We start from the raw sequence: 18,361 nt of genomic DNA on the forward strand, positions 1-18,361 counted from the left end.
GATTTAAGTTCATCGTCCCAGTGGCATCTTGTTTTTTTGTAGGAAATATCTTAATTGGATTTTGACTACTGTAAATAATAGATAAGTAAATATAATGCCAGAGCACCACCTTTGCGAGTTGGTCAAATTTATAGCTAGGGACCTCGGGGCTAAACTTCTCGAAGGTAATTTTCGAAGGCCTATAATTTATTTAGAAGAGATGGTTCTCTTTTTTATTACATAGGTTTAAGTTTTATTATGATTAAATAGGTTGAAACTTTGCTTGATATTCAATTTTTTGGTTTAACTTTATATTCAATTGGATTGTTTTTAGGTTCATTTATAGTGCTATTTCTGTCCGCTTGGATTGGGAAAAAAGTTATCGGTAGGAAGGGCATTAGTAATAATGAGGGCGATGAAGATTTTAGAGTAATACTAGGAGCTACTTTATCTCTTCTTGGTTTAATTATTGGTTTTACGTTATCGATGTCAATAAGTGGCTTCAATAGTCGGCAGGCAGCGGAAGAGTATGAGGCTTTTGTTATTCGTACTGGTTTTATGCGAGCAGATTTATTGACTGAATCAAGCCGTGATTTAATGAAGGCCACACTACGAGAATATTTACAGCAACGAATTAATATTTATGATGCACAATCGCCTGAAGGTATTGATTTTATTAGGATGAAAGTGTTGGATTTGCAGAAAGTATTATGGGAAACAGCGGTGCATGAAACTACCCAGAAACAGACTCCTGTGACCTCATTAGTGATTGCCAGTATTAACGAAATTGTACTCGCTCAACAGAAAACCTTTGCTGGATGGCGTCATCAAATTCCATTAGCAGCTTGGATTTTATTGGTGGTTATTGCAATTAATTGCAATATATTGATTGGTTATAATGCAAGGAAAGTTAAAGGGAAGTTAGGTTTGTTATTTATCTTACCTGCAATGATTTCATTATCATTCTTGATGATTGCTGAAATAGACGCTCCTGGGAAAGGTATTATAAAAGTGACACCTATTAATTTACAAGCTCTAGCTAACATGCTTAATAAAGAATTGTAAATTAGTTTTTATCAATTTAAATTCATATCGAATAGCATATTGCTGAGTGCAGGGGCACGATTATGATAATTATCTGTAAAATCTGCCTGACTAAAGTATTGGCTAAGAGCATTGAGTGCTTCTTTCACTTTTGCGGGCTGCTTATCTCGCGCCGACGTTACGCTATAAACACTGTAGGTATTGAGTGACCATTCGGGTAATAGGGTGACCAGTTGGCCGCTTTCGAGGTATTTGTGTACTTCAGGTTCGGGCAGGGCGGCAAATCCTAGACCATCGAGTGTGAGTTGAATTAACGCCTGCATATTGTTGACGCTAATTCGCTGGCTTGTCAGTTCAAAACACTCTTGGCTGAAGGCGTGGGTTAAGATATCGCCTTTAGCATAAGTGTGATAGATCCGATTTAATTCAGCTAACTCCGTTGGGTGGCTAAGGTTTTTATGCATTGGCAGATAATTGGGGGAGGCGCACAGTAACATACGCCAATCGGCTAAATGGCGGGCAATTAAGTTGGAATCCGATAAGGGGCCGATGCAAATCGCCAGATCGATACCGTCGTTGACTATATCTATCGGGCCATCTTGCAGCAGTAAATTCAAACTTATCTGTGGATGTGCTGCCAATAGGTAATTAAAAGGTTCGCTTAACAGGCCGCCGCCAAATCCTATAGGCGCGGCAATTTTTAATTCCCCTGATGGAATACCTTTCAAGTTATTAAGTTTCTGCTCCGTGCTTTCGACTATCGCTATGACCTTGCGGCAATTCTCATAGAACAAACTGCCCGCTTCGGTGAGTGTGAGGTTGCGGGTATTGCGGTGGAATAGGCTGATCCCCATGTCCATTTCGAGCTTGGTCACTTGCTGACTTACCGCCGACGAGCTGAGATTTAATTGCTGCGCTGCGGCACTCATTGAGCCCTTTTCTGCGATTGTCGCAAAAACGATCATCCCTTTGATCATGTTTTTATTCATTTTTAAGTAACTCTTACAAGTGAATACCTAAAGTCTAACTTGAGCTGATTGTAACATAGAGATACATTGCCGTATTGAAAATTGTTCTCATTTACAATCTTTGCTCTAATGGAGACTTGTCGGTTATGTTGTTAAGTCGTAAGAAGTACCTCGCTCAAGTGATCACCGCTTTATGTTTGTTGCCCACAGTACCAGTAACAAATGCCCTTGCGGATACCGCGTCAGATAAAGAAAAGATGATGGAAAGAATCGTGGTGACTGCATCGGGATTTGAACAGCAAATTCGCGATGCGCCAGCTTCTATCAGCGTGATCACCCGTGAGGATCTGGATAACCGCTTCTACCGCGACTTAACCGATGCCATGTTAGAAGTGCCCGGCGTGGTGATTACGGGTGGTGCAGACCGTCAGGATATCAGTCTGCGGGGCATGGGTAGCCAATACACGTTAATTTTAGTGGATGGTAAACGCCAATCCTCGCGCGAGACACGGACCAACAGTGACGGCCCAGGCGTTGAAGGCGCTTGGACACCACCATTGGCTGCTATCGATAGAATTGAGATCGTTCGTGGGCCTATGTCGTCACTTTATGGTTCGGATGCCATTGGTGGGGTAATTAACATTATCACTCGCAAAGTGCCAAACGAGTGGCAGGGTGAGGTGCGACTCGACAGCACTTTGCAGGAGAAATCTGACTCGGGAAATGTGTATCAAGGCAACTTTTTCGTCAACGGTGGTTTGATCAAAGATCTGCTAGGGATGCAACTTTATGGTCAATATACCCAGCGTGAAGAAGATCAAATCTATGGTGGTTACCGAGGTCGCGATGCGACTAATCTGACAGCGAGATTTGCGCTCACACCCAATGAAAATCACGATATCATGTTTGAAGTTGGCACTTCTAACCAAGAACTCGACAGCAGTTTAGGTAAAACCGTCACACCGTTAGCACCGGGCGAAGCCTGTGGTCGTCGCGGTTGCCCTGAATCTTCAACGACAGAATATGAAAACAGCACCTTCTCCCTTTCACATACAGGTCGTTGGGACTTTGGTACTTCGGATAGCTATATCAAGCATGAAGTGTTTGATAATAAATCCCGTAAGATGAAAATCACTAACACGGATGCGCAATCTAGCCTTATCACTACGTTAGGCCAAAGTCATACAGCGACCTTTGGCGCAGCATTCAACCATCAAGATCTCACCGACGAAACAGGTAACCAAGTGAGTGACTTAACTGATATTAGTCGCAAACAATGGTCGGTGTTTTCTGAGGATGAATGGCGCATTGTCGATAGCTTTGCTCTGACCATGGGGCTGCGTTTGGATGATGATGAAAACTTTGGTAATCATGTCAGTCCGCGCGTTTATGGCGTGTGGGGATTAACCGACAGCACCACCTTAAAGGGCGGTGTATCAACAGGGTTTAGGGCGCCGAGTTTACGCCAGACAGTGCCCGACTGGGGACAAGTCAGCCGCGGTGGCAACATGTACGGTAATCCAGATTTACAACCTGAAACTTCAGTTAACTACGAGTTAGGTTTGTATTCTGATCTGACCGAGAGCATTACCGCCAGCGCGGGTGTGTTCTATAACGAGTTTAATGACAAGATCACCCGCGTAGCCTGTCCTGCGACTCAGTGTACCGATGGTCCCAATCAATTTGGTTCCGACCCAACCACTTACGTGAATATCGACGATGCTGTGACTCAAGGGATTGAGCTGAGTATCGATTATCGGATTCGCTCAAACCTGAGCTTTACGGGTAACTACACTTACACGGATTCAGAGCAAAAGACGGGTGCTTACAAAGGTAGCCCATTGAATCAATTGCCTAAGCATTTGATCCAAGCGTCTTTCAACTACGAGCCTATTGATAATTTAAGCACTTGGTTGAGGGTGAACTACCGTGGCGAAGAGAGCCAACCGACGACAGGACCTTCATCGAGCAGTTTAATCGCCCCTTCTTATACTCTGCTGGATTTGGGGGCTAACTATCAGTTGAACGATAGCCTGAGATTTAGTGCGGGCATTTATAACGCCTTCGATAAGGAAATTACCCAAGAGGAATACGGTTATATCGAAGATGGCCGCCGTTACTGGTTAGGTGTGACTTATAGTTTTTAACTAAAAAACAGTGATTTATAAAGAAGCCAGCACTTAGCTGGCTTCTTTTTTGATTATTCAAAATTCGGTTTACGAATAAACAGGATGCTGAGATCTTGCTTTGGCGTGAACTGTTTTTGCTGGAATTCAAAGGTGAGTGGATCGGTTTTTTTAAGCTCGCCATCAAAACACAGGCTAATGAGATCTGTGGGCTGGGATTTTTTAATAGTGAGTTTGAAGTCCTTAATCGCCCCTTGCCAGTTATTGGCCGTGACCAAAATATAGCTAAGGTGGCTCCATTCCACGCCATATTCAACATCTTCGCCGTCTTGTTTGACAACGAGATTACGCTTCCGAATACCTTGCTTGGCGCTTTCATCTAAACAGGCCAGTTCAGTGTAAGTATCAATAATACTACTGGCAGTATCGGGGATGCCCGTTGAGAGGCTTGGCGTGTAGCTATGGCTGATAGCGACAGATTGGCCCGCGGGAAAGGTTTGTTCCCACACAAAGTAATCACTTAGGGTAAAGGCGATTTGTTGGTCCTCATCCAACCATTGCTTGGGGAGCGCGGGTTTGCCCTTGGGGACTTCAGCATATTCGGTAAAGTAAGCGACTTCATCTATCCCCCAACCAAGCTGTTTCAGCTCGGTTGAAATATCGGTTTTATCGGCAAGTTGGGCAACAAGCCTGTGCTGAGTTGGCTGGGTTTTGCCATTCACTTTAAGGGTGAAGTTATCAATGCTGCTGTGATCGGCTGAGCCAAAAAACATCGGTGGCATGGGAAAGGCTATGGGGACGATAAGATCCTGCGAACTGGTGTTGGTAAACACATAATCGACCCTGACTTCGGTCTCGCTGATGAAGAGGGACTCTTTATCCATACTGATATTAGGCTGATATTTCAAGGTAATAGAGCCATTAGCATCGCCAAAACTGCTATCGTTGGCAGAGGCAGTTTCTCCGTAGACGAGTAAAACTATAGCAAAAAGGGGTATGGCTAAGTGTGCTGACATGTACTTCTTAACTCTAGTTGGATGCTTTAAGTATCAATGGGGAACGATTATTGCGCGCGGGCGAGGTCGATGGCCGCACTTATCGCATTTCGCGCTTGTGGGCTATTTTTCCAGCAAGTAGTGCGCAGCATGCTGGCGACTAAGTTAGCAATATCATCCACTTCGTGTTGGGCGAGTTGTTGTAGCGAGCTGATGCCAATTTCTTCGAAGCGTTTAATTACTGTCGGGCCAACGCCTTTGAGTGCTAATAAGGCTTGTTTTTCTTGTTCATTAAAACCCATAACGAATACTCCTTTATTGTTGGGATTGTGCTCAATTAATAGTACTGGGCAAGATTACCTTTAAACCGAGTTAACAAAAAGGCCCTCGAAGGGCCTGTTTAGTCTTTATGAATCAACAATCATCAATAAGTGTTACATATCACAGGGTTTGAGCGGTTTACGCAACTGGGCGCGCACGTTATCCATGCCTGAGTAAAACTCTTTCATCATCAATAGACCCATCATCTTGCCGTTGTCGGTGACGATCAGATTGTCGGGATCTGTTGGGTCGTTTTTGATGGCGCCAATCAGTTTCATTGAGGTCATTTCTTTAAATAAGGCGGTATCTAAATTGACGCCAAAGGTTTCACGGAAATATTTACGCGATAAACGGCCGGAGAACATGCCCAGCAAAAAGCGATATTGCATCACGTCTTTTTTGCTGTAGTTCTTTTGTTGCTCGACACCCATTTGACCCGCTGCGATGCGTTCTTGGTACTTACGTAGCGAGAAAGTGTTCACATAAAGCGTGTCATTTAAGAAACTAAATGAGCCCGAACCTACCCCTAAGTATTCGTCGTAATCAATAACGTATTCGTCAAATCCTTCGTCATCGGTTTTACCAAATGCCCATGCAGATAATTGATTATATTGACCATTAAGACTGTTTAATATTTGGCGATATTGGTTTGCCATATCCGCTTGCGGCGCCGCTAATTTGCCTTTAACGCTCTTACGGGTTTGATGAGTGATCATCAGCGGATAGGTGGTAATTTGTCTTGGGTCTAAGCGCGATGCCATGTCGAGATCGTGTTGGATCACTTCATCGGTTTGGCCGCGGAAACCAAAAATCAGGTCGACGTTGATAATAGGGAACAACTCTTTGGCACCCATGATCTTGTCGAAGGTTTGCTGACCCGTGCCGAATTTATCGAGTCGGTCGGTCATTTTTAAAATATCGTCATTAAAGCTTTGTACGCCGATAGACATGCGATCCACTAAGCCTTTGAGCTGTTTAAAGCCTGGGCTGTCTAAATGCTGCGGATCGGACTCGCAGGAGACTTCTTTAATGCTAGGAAATAGGGTTTTAGCGTGTTCTATGGTACGGGCTAATTCGTCTTCTAATACTGTGGTGGTACCACCACCAATGTACATAGATTCAAAGTCATAGCCGAGGGCCTTGACCATTTCCATCTCTTTACGTAATGAGATGAAGTAGGCACGCGCCTTGTCTTCCTTAAACATAAAACGGTGGAAGGTACAGTAAGAGCACAGGGTATGGCAGAAGGGAATATGTGCGTATAGCATATATTTTTTGCCTTCAACCGGTGCTGGCATCATTTCTGCGGAAAGCGTATCGAGGCGAAGATTCTTATCGACATAGTACTGCATGACCCGTTCCATCGAGCCGAGCATCCAGTTAGGGACGGTAATATTCGCTTGATAAGGCGTTGCGATAGCGCCGCTGAGCGTTTGAATAACTGATGACATAACGATTCCTATCTGAGAGTGCTAACCGTAAACACCGAAATTGCTTTAGGTAATTCACGACCACCTAGCGCAATAAGACTACCTCGTATGTAATTGTTAAAACGTGAACTGGTTATAAGTTACGGTTTCCTAACAAGGAAATCACGGGCTTTTTGTTAAGCAGATCATGTTTTAGCGATTGAGAATGCATTTTTATCATACATTTTTTAGCGGAATTTATTGTAGATTTGCGGGGTTAGCTTGCCGTGTCAGTCTAAATACTGAGATTGAAAATCACCATTCTAGGCATTTTGTTGCTGGCGGATTAGCGCTTGTCTATCCAAGGGACGGCTGTCATCATCCGAGCGATAAAAATAACCTCTTGATGTAAAGGGCCCACTATGTTGGCAAACGTAAACCGCTTCTTCCCGCTGTTGGCACTGATAGGCGCAATGACAGCTTATCTGATACCGAGTTGGTTTACTGAGCTTAAATCCGCCATAGTGCCGCTGTTGGTGATCATCATGCTATCTATGGGGCTCACCTTAGATCTTCAGGATTTTGCTAATGCCTTCAAACAGAAACGTGCGGTACTCGCAGGACTCGTGCTGCAATTTTCGGTCATGCCGCTCAGCGCATTATTGATCAGCCTGTTATTAGGATTAGATAGGGAACTCACCATAGGCATGGTGCTAGTAGGCAGTGTTGCAGGCGGCACCGCCTCAAACGTGGTCTGTTATTTAGCGAAAGGCGATGTGGCTTTATCGATAACCATGACGGCCCTATCAACCTTAGCGGGCGTGGTGTTAACACCACTGATTATTAAGCTGTTGATTGGGGAAATGATCGATATACCCTTCGCCGATATGCTGCTGAGTTTAGTGAAAATTGTGCTAATCCCTGTCAGCGTTGGCGTGATTATCAATCATTTTTTTAAATCGCTGGTGGCTAAAGTCGCTCCTGCATTGCCACTGATTTCTATCTTGGCAATTGTGATGGCGATTACGATTATCGTGGCGTTAAATGCCAATCAGTTTGATAAAGTTGGCCCCATAATTCTGCTGGCCGTGTTCTTACATAATGGCCTTGGTCTCGCATTAGGCTATTTCTGTTGCCGTTTATTAGGCTTTAACCACACAGTTTGTAAAACTATCTCCATCGAAGTTGGCCTACAAAACTCCGGTCTCGCCACTGCTTTATGTATTAAATTCTTTAGTCCTATTTCTGCCATTCCCAGCGCGATATTTTCGATATGGCATAATTTGTCTGGCGCCATGTTGGCGGGATATTGGGCGAGGGAATCGCAAGATTAAGATGTTGCTGTCGAAAATAGACAATGCCTGTGACCTGAGTAAGCGTGGCCACAGGCTTAAATTGCTGTGACTAATTAACCGGTAATGGGGTCTCGACAGGCATGAGTGTTAGCTGCAAGATATTTTCTTGCCGGCTTAATGCCAGTGGCAGTGTGTAGTTGGGAAAGCGTAATCCGAATACGGCACCTTGTTGTAACAAGTGATACAGCTGATCTGTCATGGTAATCGTTAAACTGGCGCAGCCATGTTCATCGACTCTGCCTTCTAGTGGTAAGGCGATTTTGTCAGCTAAGGTTAGATACGCCGCCATACGCCAGTGAGAGTTTTCTCCAATATTGTATGTGCTGCCATGCAGTTGGTTGTAGCCTAAACCACAGGCCTGCAAGCTTAATTGGGTTTTGGCCGCTGTTGGCAACGAAATAATCTGTTGTCGCTGCTGTGCCAGAAACTTACCCCACGTCAGGCGATGAATAACTGAGTCAAGTGAGATGGGAACATACTCATCTTGCTGTTTTAGTGCATTAAAGCGGGCAATGCCCTGTTCCAATTTAGTGAGATCGTCTTCATATTCCAGTTGTGCCTTAAGCAGATTATATGCGGGCGTTTTAGCTTGTTCCATGCCCGCTAACGCTGCTTTCTCGTAGTATGCCAGTGCTTGCACTTTATCGGCTTCTGCACCCAAACCACGCTCTTCCATACTGCCTAAATGATAGTTAGCTATGGCAACTTGACGCTTAGCACCTTGTAAAAATGCGGCTTTCGCACCGCTGTAGTCATTTTCATTCAACAGCAGAGCGCCGTAGTTTGTCCACGCCGTACTGTCATCTGCTGCCATACCCAATTCCAGCCACTTTATGGCTTGCTGGCGTAACTGCGGGATGTCGAGGCTTTCTCTTTCGTTGCCGACACTTTGCATCGCCATTAAATAAGCACGCAGATACTCGCGTGAGGCATTATCCAGATAGAGGTTATCGGGCTGGAGTTCAAAGGCTTGCCCAAAGTAACTCCCCGCTTGCTGCGCCGCAGTGATTGCTTTCGCTAGATAGAACCTTGAGCTGGGATCTGCCGGACTGTGTGCTCGTCCTAGGTTATATAAGGTCGGTAGTTTAAGACCCCGCGCCAGCGCTTCTTCTAACAAGGGGATGGCCTGCATTTTTCGATCATTATCCAGCGCCATGCTGCCTAGATTATGGCTGGCACGGGCCGAACCTAAGGCTCTGGCTTGTTCATAGTATTGGCTGGCGGTGGCATTGTCTTGCGTGACGCCACGGCCGAGATGGTAGGCTTTACCCAGTAAGAATAACGCCTCAGCATTGTTCTCTGCTGCTTGCTGCTGTGCTTGTTGCAAGAAAGCGTCGTATTGTTGTTGCTCAAATAGCTGTTCCAGCGCGGACTTTTCTGCGGTTGCTGCAAAGCTTACTGTCAACAGTAATAGGAGAGTAGCAATAGTGAATATCTTCATAACATCCTTGTCGTTAAGCGGGTACTTGTAAGCGGTAGTGCTAGTGAAGTTGTTTAACGTAGAGGCTTGTTATGCTACAAGCAAGCCTTGCGGTTTACCACTGTGTTATGGACAGGCGGATGAATTGCAGCGGTAGCACTGCCGTGTGTTGGCCTTACATGGAAGCCGACGATAGCTAATCGTTGATTAGCTGAGTCCGAAGTTTTTTAGTGGTATTCAATATTGTGGGAGATGGGCAATACGTATCTTCATTCCTGAACTATAGGCTTCACGCTCTTATTATTGCTTTAGTACAGTTGACACTGAATCAATTTAATCATTTTTTGGTAAATAATTTTTATAAAAATATAGTATTAATAATAGATTATTTTTCTTGGCTGCGATTTATATTGCAGGTGTGTGTTTCGCTTTATATCTCATCTAAAAATCTGACAGCCCAATAATTTTTGTTATTAGGCCGCAGATTTAAAAGCTTTTTTTAGGGAGCCTAAACCTAAAGCTTAAAATGCGAGACCACGCCGACGAGTTGTTCCTTCGTCGCGGCCAAAGAGGTTGCGCTATTGAGGGTGGCTTTACCGCTTTGATTCAGTTCATCGACCATTTCACGAATGGTGGTCAGATTACGGTTTATCTCTTCGGTCACAGCGCTTTGCTCTTCTGCTGCGGTGGCTATTTGATTACTGAGCCCATTAATATCGAACACATAAGTGGTCAGGGTATCAAGGTTTTCCGTCACTAGATTGGTGGTATCGGCGGCTTGCTGGCAACTGTGTTTAGTTTGCTCCATTGCGGTTACGGCGGCATTGGCACCAAGATAAAGTTGTTCCAGCATCTGGTTGATTTCTGCGGTACTTGCTTGAGTGCGTGCGGCCAGTGAGCGAACTTCATCGGCGACAACAGCAAAGCCTCGACCTTGTTCACCTGCACGGGCGGCTTCGATGGCTGCATTAAGCGCTAGCAGATTGGTTTGATCGGCAATTTCACCTATTACATTCAAAATCGCGGCGATATGACGGGTATTTTCGTTCATATCATTAATCGCATCAGCAGCGACATCGACTTTAGCGACCAAGGCAATCACAGTGTTGGCAGCTTGTTCGACGGCTTTCTTTGATTTATCCGCTTGCGCATTTGCTTGTTGAGTAAACTGGGCTGCGGATGCAGCATCACCCGCGACATTATGGGCCGTGGCGCTCATTTCAGTCATGGCTGTCACGACTTGGTCGGTTTCAACGGCGTGGATTTGCAGTGCATGATTATTGGCATTTGACTGTACATTCAATTGTCCTATTTGGTCGGACATATGATCCGAGGCTTGGGCAATTTCAGACATAATTTCACGTAGATTACCTATCACGCTGTCGAGATCTTCTGCGAGTGAGCAGAGCTCATTTTGTCCTTTAATATTTGTTTTATGAGTTAGGTCGCCATGGGCAAGACGTTCCATTACCCGTTTTATCTCATTGATTATGTGGACGAGTTGTTTACTCATAATGAGGGCGCTAAAGAGTGACGCTATAATCGCGAACAAGATCAATCCCAGTAGGATACTTTCTGTCGAGGTGACTTTATCTTCAGCTTGTTTGCCTAACTCATGATTTCTCTGAGTGATCAGCGTGACTAATTGGTTGATTTGATTACTGACCTTAGGCCCGAGCGCAGCACGCTCAGCGGTTAGTTCAGGTACTGCTCCAGTTTGTTTAGCGAGTGCCAGTTCATCTTGGTAGAGACGAACATAATGTTCTGTTTGTGGCAAAAGTGTGTGAATAGCTTGAGCATCAGTGCCCATGAAGTCGGTATTAAATTTGGTCAGTTGAGAGACAAGTTGTGCGACCTTATGTTGTTGATCGGCGATAGCTTTACCGTTGTGGACTAAGGTGGCTAAGCGCAGCTCAAAAAAGGATTCTCGTACTGTAGTGAAAGTTTCTGCGAGCTGAGTGTTGTCGACTAGGCTTTTACTGGTCTCACCGAGTTCGTTAAAACTGCGATAGCACGAAATACCTATGATGATCAGTAAGATACTTGTAAACACTGATGGCAATGCCGTCAATGTACTGGTTTTGGCATTTTTAAACATGGTGACCTTCTAGGATAAAAAGCAGCAATGCGTAATTTAATTACGCTATAGGTAATTTTAGCGTGTGCGTGAGCTAGCCAGCAAGAGAGTATTTTATGGAAATGTCCACTAAGATACTGTTTTTAATTGAATTGTTTTATTGGTGTTGCATCTGGTTGGTTGCTAAGTTACGAAATGTTGTGTTGTTTAAATTCAACTTTTATCTAGATTATTGTTTTTATTATTAAATGACTATGATACATGCAATTTTTTTACAGTGATTTAGCATTTAAATTGGTCTTTGTGATCTCGTACTCAAATGCTACAAATGATTCAAAATGTAATTCAGACATATAGTTAAAGCCGATGACTAATGCTGAAATAAAAGCCCCCGCCAGTAGTGATTGACGGGGGCTCTACGTTTGCTAGTGGCTAAGTATTTTTTGGAATACCTACAACTAGATTCCAGTCTTATTCTTTATATTTAAGCGTGCCGTTGGCTTTGATTTCATCAAACCATAGGTTGTGATGTTGGCTTGCCCAGTTTTCATCACAGTAGCCTGACACCATACATTCCATACCACCTTCTGACATCACAGTTGCCATGAAGATGTGTACGATAGAGAAAGCACAGATCACGATAGCGCTCACTGAATGCAGTACCAGGGCGATCAAGCTTAATGTACGGCTTGGCTCGAACAGGTTAGGGAAGAGTAATAACATGCCCGAGGCCGAAATCACTAATCCAAACAGGGCAAATGCCCAGAACCACATTTTCTCACCCGCGTTAGCAAAACCTGCATCTGGGTGCTTACCTTTGAACGGACCAAAGTTAATGTAACCGCCTACTACCATGAACCACTTTACGTCGTACATTTTTGGCAGTTGGTTTTTTGCCCATAGGGTGGTCATCAATGCCCAACCTATCATGAAGGGAATCGCCATCACGTCATGGATTTGCTTCGCGCCATAGACGATTGCTTCCCAGATGCCTTCACCCAACCAAGGTTGGAAGAAGAAGCGACCCGCCAGCAAGGTTAAGCCTGTTAAAATCAACAGTAAGCATGGAATCGCGCCTAACCAGTGGATTGAAACATCAAACTTAGACCAGCGATGCACTAACTTGCCTGAAAAACCATGGTGCAGCTTGGAGATGCCATTCACCTTGATAAATAGGACAAAGATAATGATCATACCGAATAGTGCTGCCATTAAGGCGGGCGCTAACCAGTCGCTACGCAGCGCTAATACCCGTAAATCGTAGGTATTGATAGGCTGAGCATGAAACTCACTTTGGGAGGTAGTGTATCCCGTGGCACCATCCTTCAGTTGCGCCCAAATTTGGGCATCAGACTGTTGAACTTGATTCGCCAGTTCATCACCACCATTGGCTATACACACAGCACTAAATAACAGTGCTATGGCTAAACCTATGTGTTTGAACCATTTGTTCATCATACATCCTCTCTCACTTAGTCGCGCCCACCTAGATAGGCGCTAAGCTAAGTCTGTGGACAGATCCTGTTGACCTGAATTAATTCCAAGCCGCGTTTTTAGCACCACGATAAGCCACACGCTCACGGAAGATGCTTGAAACCACTTCGGCATCACCCGCTAACAGTGCTTTAGTCGCGCACAGTTCTGCACACATAGGCAGTTTGCCTTCGGCAATACGGTTTGAACCGTATTTTTGGCGTTCTGCATCTGAGTGGTTTTCTTCTGGGCCACCGGCACAGAAGGTACATTTATCCATCTTACCGCGGCTACCAAAGGCACCTTTCTTCGGGAACTGAGGTGCGCCAAATGGACAGGCGTACAGGCAGTAACCGCAACCAATACAGGCATCTTTGTCGTGTAGCACTATGCCGTCGTCGGTTCTGTAGAAGCAGTTTGCTGGGCAAACCGCCATACAAGGTGCATCTGAGCAATGCATACAGGCGACAGATATTGAGGCTTCACCACGTTGACCATCGTTGATCGTCACTACGCGGCGGCGTTGGATCCCCCACTCGAGAGCGGAGTCGTTTTCGTTTTTACAGGCAGTGACACAACCGTTACATTCGATGCAGCGCTTGGTATCACACAAAAATTTCATTGTAGCCATAATGGCAATTCTCCTAGCTTAAGCTGCACTTACGCTTTAACAATCTGACAGAGTGATGCCTTGGTTTCCTGCATTTGTGTCACAGGGTCATAACCATAGGTCAGCGCAGTGTTACAAGATTCACCAATAACGTAAGGCACTGTTCCATCTGGATAATTAGGCGCTAAACTTTCTCCGTGCATCACACCCGCAAAGTGATATGGCATAAAGGTAACGCCGGGTTTTACCCTTGGGGTAACCATGGCTTGTACCTTAATACGGCCACCTTCGGCGCCTTCTAACCAGACGTCTTCACCGTTACGAATGCCGCGATCGGCAGCGTCGGCAGGGCTTATCTCAACGAACATTTCCTGTTGAAGTTCAGCCAGCCAAGGGTTGGAGCGAGATTCTTCACCACCACCTTCGTATTCAACCAGACGACCCGATGTCAGTACCAGCGGGTACTTGCCGCTCATGTCTTTGTCTTGGATAGACTTATACAGCGTAGGGAGACGGTGTACTTGCATGTCGTCATAGGTTGGGTATTTCGCCACTAAGTCACGACGTGCTGTGTATAACGGTTCACGGTGTACAGGGACTTGGTCAGGGAAAGTCCATACAATACAACGAGCTTTAGCATTACCAAAGGGGATACAACCGTGCTTGATCGCCACGCGCACTATGCCGCCTGACAAATCTGTTTTCCAGTTTTTACCTTCGGCTTCCGCTTTTTCTTCCGCCGTCAGATCATCCCACCAACCCAATTGTTTGAGCATATCGGCAGTAAATTCTGGGTAACCGTCTTGAATTTCAGCGCCTTTAGAATAAGTGCCATCGGCTAAAATGCTTTGACCCTTATATTCAACACCGTAACGGGCGCGGAAGTTACCACCGCCGTCTTTAACGTGTTTGGCTTGATTATAAAGGATTTGAGTGCCAGGGTGTTTAGCCTCTGGTGTGCCCCAACATGGCCAAGGTAAACCGTAGGTTTCGCCTTTAGCTGGGCCGCCTGCGGCTTCCAACGTCTTGTTGCTGAAAGTGCCCCAGTTTTGGGTGTGTAACTTGATACGCTCAGGGCTTTGACCTGTCATACCGATAGTCCACATACCGCGGTTGATTTCACGGGTGATTTCTTCAATCACAGGTAAACCATTTTCAATCGCGATGCGTTTAGTGTACTGCTCGGCAATACCCAGTTTTTGGGCCAAACGGTACATGATTTCGATGTCAGTTTTAGATTCGAACAGTGGCTCGATGACTTGCTCACGCCACTGGATAGAACGGCCTGAGTTAGATACTGAACCGTGAGTCTCAAACTGAGTTGCCGCAGGCAGCAGATACACGCCATTCTTACGACGGTGCATAACACCTGCCATCGTTGGGAATGGGTCGACAACGACGACTGTGTCCATCTTGTCTAAGGCATCACGCACTTCACGCTGACGGGTTTCAGTGTTGACCGATTGTCCCCAGAAAAACGCCATACGGATATTATCTTTCTGCGCTAACTTGCTCTTATCTTCTAACACACCATCGTGCCAACGAGAACAAGGAATACCCGGTGTCGTCATTGGATCTTTGCCAAGGTAGGCTGTTTGATCGAAACGACCTTTCACCCATGCCATGTCCAGATCCCAAACATGGGTCCAGTGACTCCATGCTGCAGAGGTCAAACCGTAGTAACCGGGTAAGTTATCAAATAACAAACCTAAGTCAGTTGCGCCTTGTACGTTATCGTGGCCACGGAAAATGTTAGTGCCGCCACCTGAAACGCCCATGTTGCCCAGTGCTAATTGCAGAATACAATAAGCGCGAGTGTTGGCATTACCCACGTGGTGTTGAGTTCCACCCATACACCAAATCACAGTGCCAGGACGGTTATCAGCCATTAATTTAGCCGCTTGATAAACCTCGGCTTCGCTCACACCAGTGATGTTTTCGACTTCTTTAGGTGGGAACTTCTTCACTTCAGCACGGATACTTTCCATCTCGAATACGCGGTGCTTGATAAAGGTTTTATCTTCCCAACCATTTTCAAAAATGTGCCATAACATACCGTAAATAAAAGGAATGTCAGTGCCTGGGCGAATTGCACAATGCAAGTCTGAATGCGCTGCAGTGCGAGAGAAACGTGGGTCAACGACGATGATTTTGGCGTTGTTTCTTTCTTTAGCGATCAGAATATGTTGCATCGAAACGGGATGCGCTTCTGCTGGGTTTGCCCCGATCAGGAAGATGGCATGAGCATTCTGGATATCGTTGAAAGAGTTAGTTTGCGCACCGTAGCCCCAAGTGTTAGCAACACCGGCTACCGTGGTAGAGTGACAAATACGAGCTGAATGGTCGACGTTGTTTGTGCCCCACATAGCCGCCAACTTGCGGTACATGTAACAACCTTCGTTAGAAAACTTAGCGCTACCCATGAAGTACACTGAGTCTGGGCCAGATTCTTTACGAATGTTGAGCATTTGGTCGCCCACTTCGTTAATAGCATCTTCCCAAGAGATTTTTTTCCACTTGCCATCAACCAATTTCATTGGATATTTCAGGCGTTTTTCACCATGACCATGTTCACGCAGTGCAGCACCTTTCGCGCAGTGACCGCCAGCGTTGAATGGATGGTCGAATGCGGGTTCTTGGCCCGTCCACACACCATTTTGTACTTCGGCATACAGGCCACAACCGACGGCGCAGGCACTACAAATAGTACGTTTGATTTCGATTGGCGCATCATGCGGCACTTCTTTGGCTTCGACACGACGCATCATGCCTGTGCCCATCAGAGATGCTGCGGCAATACCACCTGTGGCGATACCTGCGTGCTTCATAAATTGACGACGGCTGATGCCTAACGCCGGTTTGTCTGCCACTGTGGCAACATTGGACTTGCGAGTTAACTTCATCGCTGACTTCTCCTAGATTAGCTGCGCAAGCTATCGTAATAGCTGCTGATATGCGCAGTTTCGTGGTAACCCTTTGACTCTTTAGTGGTTACCTTGCTGCTCTCGCTGGCCTGTGCCACGCTCATGCCGGTTGCGGCAATGGCGGCACCCGCTACGCTGCCGACGGTGAGCGCTTTGAGCAAAGATCGGCGAGATAAATCGCTGGGTTGCTGCTTCATGCTGACTCCTGAAATTAGGGTTTAGTTTTTGAGATCGCACGGCTTTTTGTGGGGTTCATCTTGTTATCAAAAAGTGAAGATTAGCGGCGGAAAAGATAATGAAATCATCTTGTTTACCATCAATCATCGCGCGTGACGGCAATATAGTAGGAAAGGGTTGAGTAGGAATTGATCTAGGACAGTTTGCAGCCCTGAAATCGGCGGCCGTTCTCTTAAAGCGTTAACTCGCTCATAGTTTAGTGAACTACTGGGGAGGATGGCGTTGGCGGATTTTTGTATCTCGCTGTTTCAGTTGTTAATTTTTTGTGCTTTTGAATTAATGCGATGGGTATCAGGGCGAATAAAAAACACCCCGCATCGCGGGGTGTTTTGAGGATGTAAAAGCTGCGGTTTAACTTAGTCTTTATACTTTAAGCTGCCGTTGGCTTTGATTTCGTCATACCAGAGATTATGGTGCTGGATTGCCCAGTTTTCATCACAATAACCTGACTTCATACACTCCATACCGCCTTCGCTCAGTACGGTCGCCATCCAAATATGCACTATAGTAAAGGCAATCAAGATAATAGCGCTGATAGAGTGGATCAGCAGCGCGCCCATAGAGGCTTCGCGGGGTAAATCCAAGCCTGGTAATACCAACATGATGCCAGATACGCTGATGAATAAACCAAACAACATCAGGGTCCAGAACCACATTTTTTCACCGGCGTTAGCGAAACCACTGTCAGGGTGCTTACCTTTGAACGGGCCAAAGTTGATATAACCACCTACCACTAAAAACCATTTCAAATCATACATCTTGAAGGTTTGTAACGGCATCCATTTCACCACACATACAGCCCAAGCCGCGATAAAAATGGGACCTGCCCAATCGTGGATTGTTTTGCTGCCATAGATCAATGGCGCCCAAAGGTCGGGGCCTAACATTGGCTGTATGACATGCTTACCTAACATTATGGTTAGACCGGTAAACATCAGTGCCAGACAGCTGCTCGCCATGATCCAATGGATCCACAGATCCGCCTTTGACCAGCGCGAAACCATCTTGCCTGAAAAGCCATGACTCAGTTTTGATGGACCATTCACCAGATAAAACAATAAGAAAGCACCAAACACACCTACCACGGCTAGCGCCATGACGGGGGTTAAGTATTCATTTCTCAGTTCTTTACCTTGGTTACCGGCAACGTTAATCAACACCCCAGTATCTATTCCTTTGGCAGTGGTATAGCCGGCATCGCCTGCTTTTACCGCTCGCCAAAGATCGGCATCGCTGGTTTGCGCTTTCGCCTGTTGTTGACTCGATTGCTGATCACTTGCGTGTACTGGGTTTGAGCTCATGACTGAACCTAATCCCAATCCCATGACGAGCACCAACAGAGCAAACAGACTGCGCAGTGATTTGTTTAACTGTTTGTTTAACATTTTCACTCCTTGCCAGAGGTTAGGGATTTCTCCCTAAC

14 protein-coding genes are annotated in these 18,361 nt (G+C 45.6%); 3 read left to right on the top strand and 11 right to left on the bottom strand.

Going from position 1 to position 18,361, the window contains the following annotated elements:
* Positions 1-258: 258 nt before the first annotated feature.
* The gene (locus L5M37_RS18900) at positions 259-1,044 is read left to right on the top strand and encodes a hypothetical protein (protein WP_263201589.1); all 786 of its coding nucleotides are present in this window, start codon (positions 259-261) and stop codon (positions 1,042-1,044) included.
* Between the two features lie 11 nt (positions 1,045-1,055).
* Here the strand turns inward: L5M37_RS18900 and L5M37_RS18905 are convergent, their stop codons facing one another.
* Positions 1,056-2,012 carry a LysR family transcriptional regulator gene (locus L5M37_RS18905; RefSeq protein ID WP_263201591.1) on the bottom strand — a complete coding sequence of 319 codons (957 nt, stop codon included), beginning with the start codon at positions 2,010-2,012 and terminating at the stop codon, positions 1,056-1,058.
* A 125-nt stretch (positions 2,013-2,137) separates the two neighbouring features.
* Between L5M37_RS18905 and L5M37_RS18910 the strand changes: the two genes are divergently transcribed.
* Positions 2,138-4,138, top strand: a complete 2,001-nt coding sequence (locus tag L5M37_RS18910) for a ligand-gated channel protein (protein WP_263201592.1) — start codon at positions 2,138-2,140, stop codon at positions 4,136-4,138.
* A 53-nt stretch (positions 4,139-4,191) separates the two neighbouring features.
* Here L5M37_RS18910 and L5M37_RS18915 read toward each other — a convergent pair whose 3' ends face one another.
* From L5M37_RS18915 to L5M37_RS18925, 3 genes are all read right to left on the bottom strand, one after another.
* A complete protein-coding gene (locus L5M37_RS18915) occupies positions 4,192-5,133 on the bottom strand; it encodes a DUF4424 domain-containing protein (protein ID WP_263201593.1) in 942 nt (313 codons plus the stop codon).
* A gap of 47 nt (positions 5,134-5,180) precedes the next feature.
* On the bottom strand, positions 5,181-5,414 hold the full coding sequence (locus L5M37_RS18920) for a hypothetical protein (RefSeq protein WP_011787794.1): 234 nt from the start codon (positions 5,412-5,414) through the stop codon (positions 5,181-5,183).
* Positions 5,415-5,546: 132 nt separating this feature from the next.
* Positions 5,547-6,884 (bottom strand): coproporphyrinogen III oxidase family protein, encoded by a 1,338-nt coding sequence (locus tag L5M37_RS18925; RefSeq protein ID WP_105250563.1) that lies wholly within the window; start codon positions 6,882-6,884, stop codon positions 5,547-5,549.
* A 380-nt stretch (positions 6,885-7,264) separates the two neighbouring features.
* Between L5M37_RS18925 and L5M37_RS18930 the strand changes: the two genes are divergently transcribed.
* Positions 7,265-8,176 (top strand): bile acid:sodium symporter family protein, encoded by a 912-nt coding sequence (locus L5M37_RS18930; protein ID WP_173248130.1) that lies wholly within the window; start codon positions 7,265-7,267, stop codon positions 8,174-8,176.
* A 70-nt stretch (positions 8,177-8,246) separates the two neighbouring features.
* On the opposite strand, the gene L5M37_RS18935 is transcribed toward L5M37_RS18930, so the two are convergent.
* The 7 genes from L5M37_RS18935 to L5M37_RS18965 form a co-directional block, all read right to left on the bottom strand.
* Positions 8,247-9,638, bottom strand: coding sequence for a tetratricopeptide repeat protein (locus tag L5M37_RS18935; RefSeq protein ID WP_263201595.1), 1,392 nt, complete (start codon positions 9,636-9,638; stop codon positions 8,247-8,249).
* Positions 9,639-10,131: 493 nt separating this feature from the next.
* Positions 10,132-11,715: a methyl-accepting chemotaxis protein gene (locus tag L5M37_RS18940; protein WP_263201596.1), complete on the bottom strand. Its 1,584-nt coding sequence runs from the start codon at positions 11,713-11,715 to the stop codon at positions 10,132-10,134.
* Between the two features lie 450 nt (positions 11,716-12,165).
* Positions 12,166-13,149 (bottom strand): formate dehydrogenase subunit gamma, encoded by a 984-nt coding sequence (locus L5M37_RS18945; RefSeq protein ID WP_131525797.1) that lies wholly within the window; start codon positions 13,147-13,149, stop codon positions 12,166-12,168.
* A 79-nt stretch (positions 13,150-13,228) separates the two neighbouring features.
* Complete coding sequence (gene fdh3B, locus L5M37_RS18950) at positions 13,229-13,798, bottom strand: formate dehydrogenase FDH3 subunit beta (RefSeq protein ID WP_105250558.1); 570 nt, start codon at positions 13,796-13,798, stop codon at positions 13,229-13,231.
* A gap of 29 nt (positions 13,799-13,827) precedes the next feature.
* The gene (locus tag L5M37_RS18955) at positions 13,828-16,680 is read right to left on the bottom strand and encodes a molybdopterin-dependent oxidoreductase (protein ID WP_173497709.1); all 2,853 of its coding nucleotides are present in this window, start codon (positions 16,678-16,680) and stop codon (positions 13,828-13,830) included.
* Between the two features lie 17 nt (positions 16,681-16,697).
* A complete protein-coding gene (locus L5M37_RS18960) occupies positions 16,698-16,898 on the bottom strand; it encodes a twin-arginine translocation signal domain-containing protein (protein ID WP_253989766.1) in 201 nt (66 codons plus the stop codon).
* A gap of 396 nt (positions 16,899-17,294) precedes the next feature.
* Positions 17,295-18,323 (bottom strand): formate dehydrogenase subunit gamma, encoded by a 1,029-nt coding sequence (locus L5M37_RS18965; protein WP_113940318.1) that lies wholly within the window; start codon positions 18,321-18,323, stop codon positions 17,295-17,297.
* Positions 18,324-18,361 lie beyond the last annotated feature (38 nt).

Source organism: Shewanella sp. SM69 (assembly GCF_025653985.1).
GTDB lineage: Bacteria > Pseudomonadota > Gammaproteobacteria > Enterobacterales > Shewanellaceae > Shewanella > Shewanella oncorhynchi.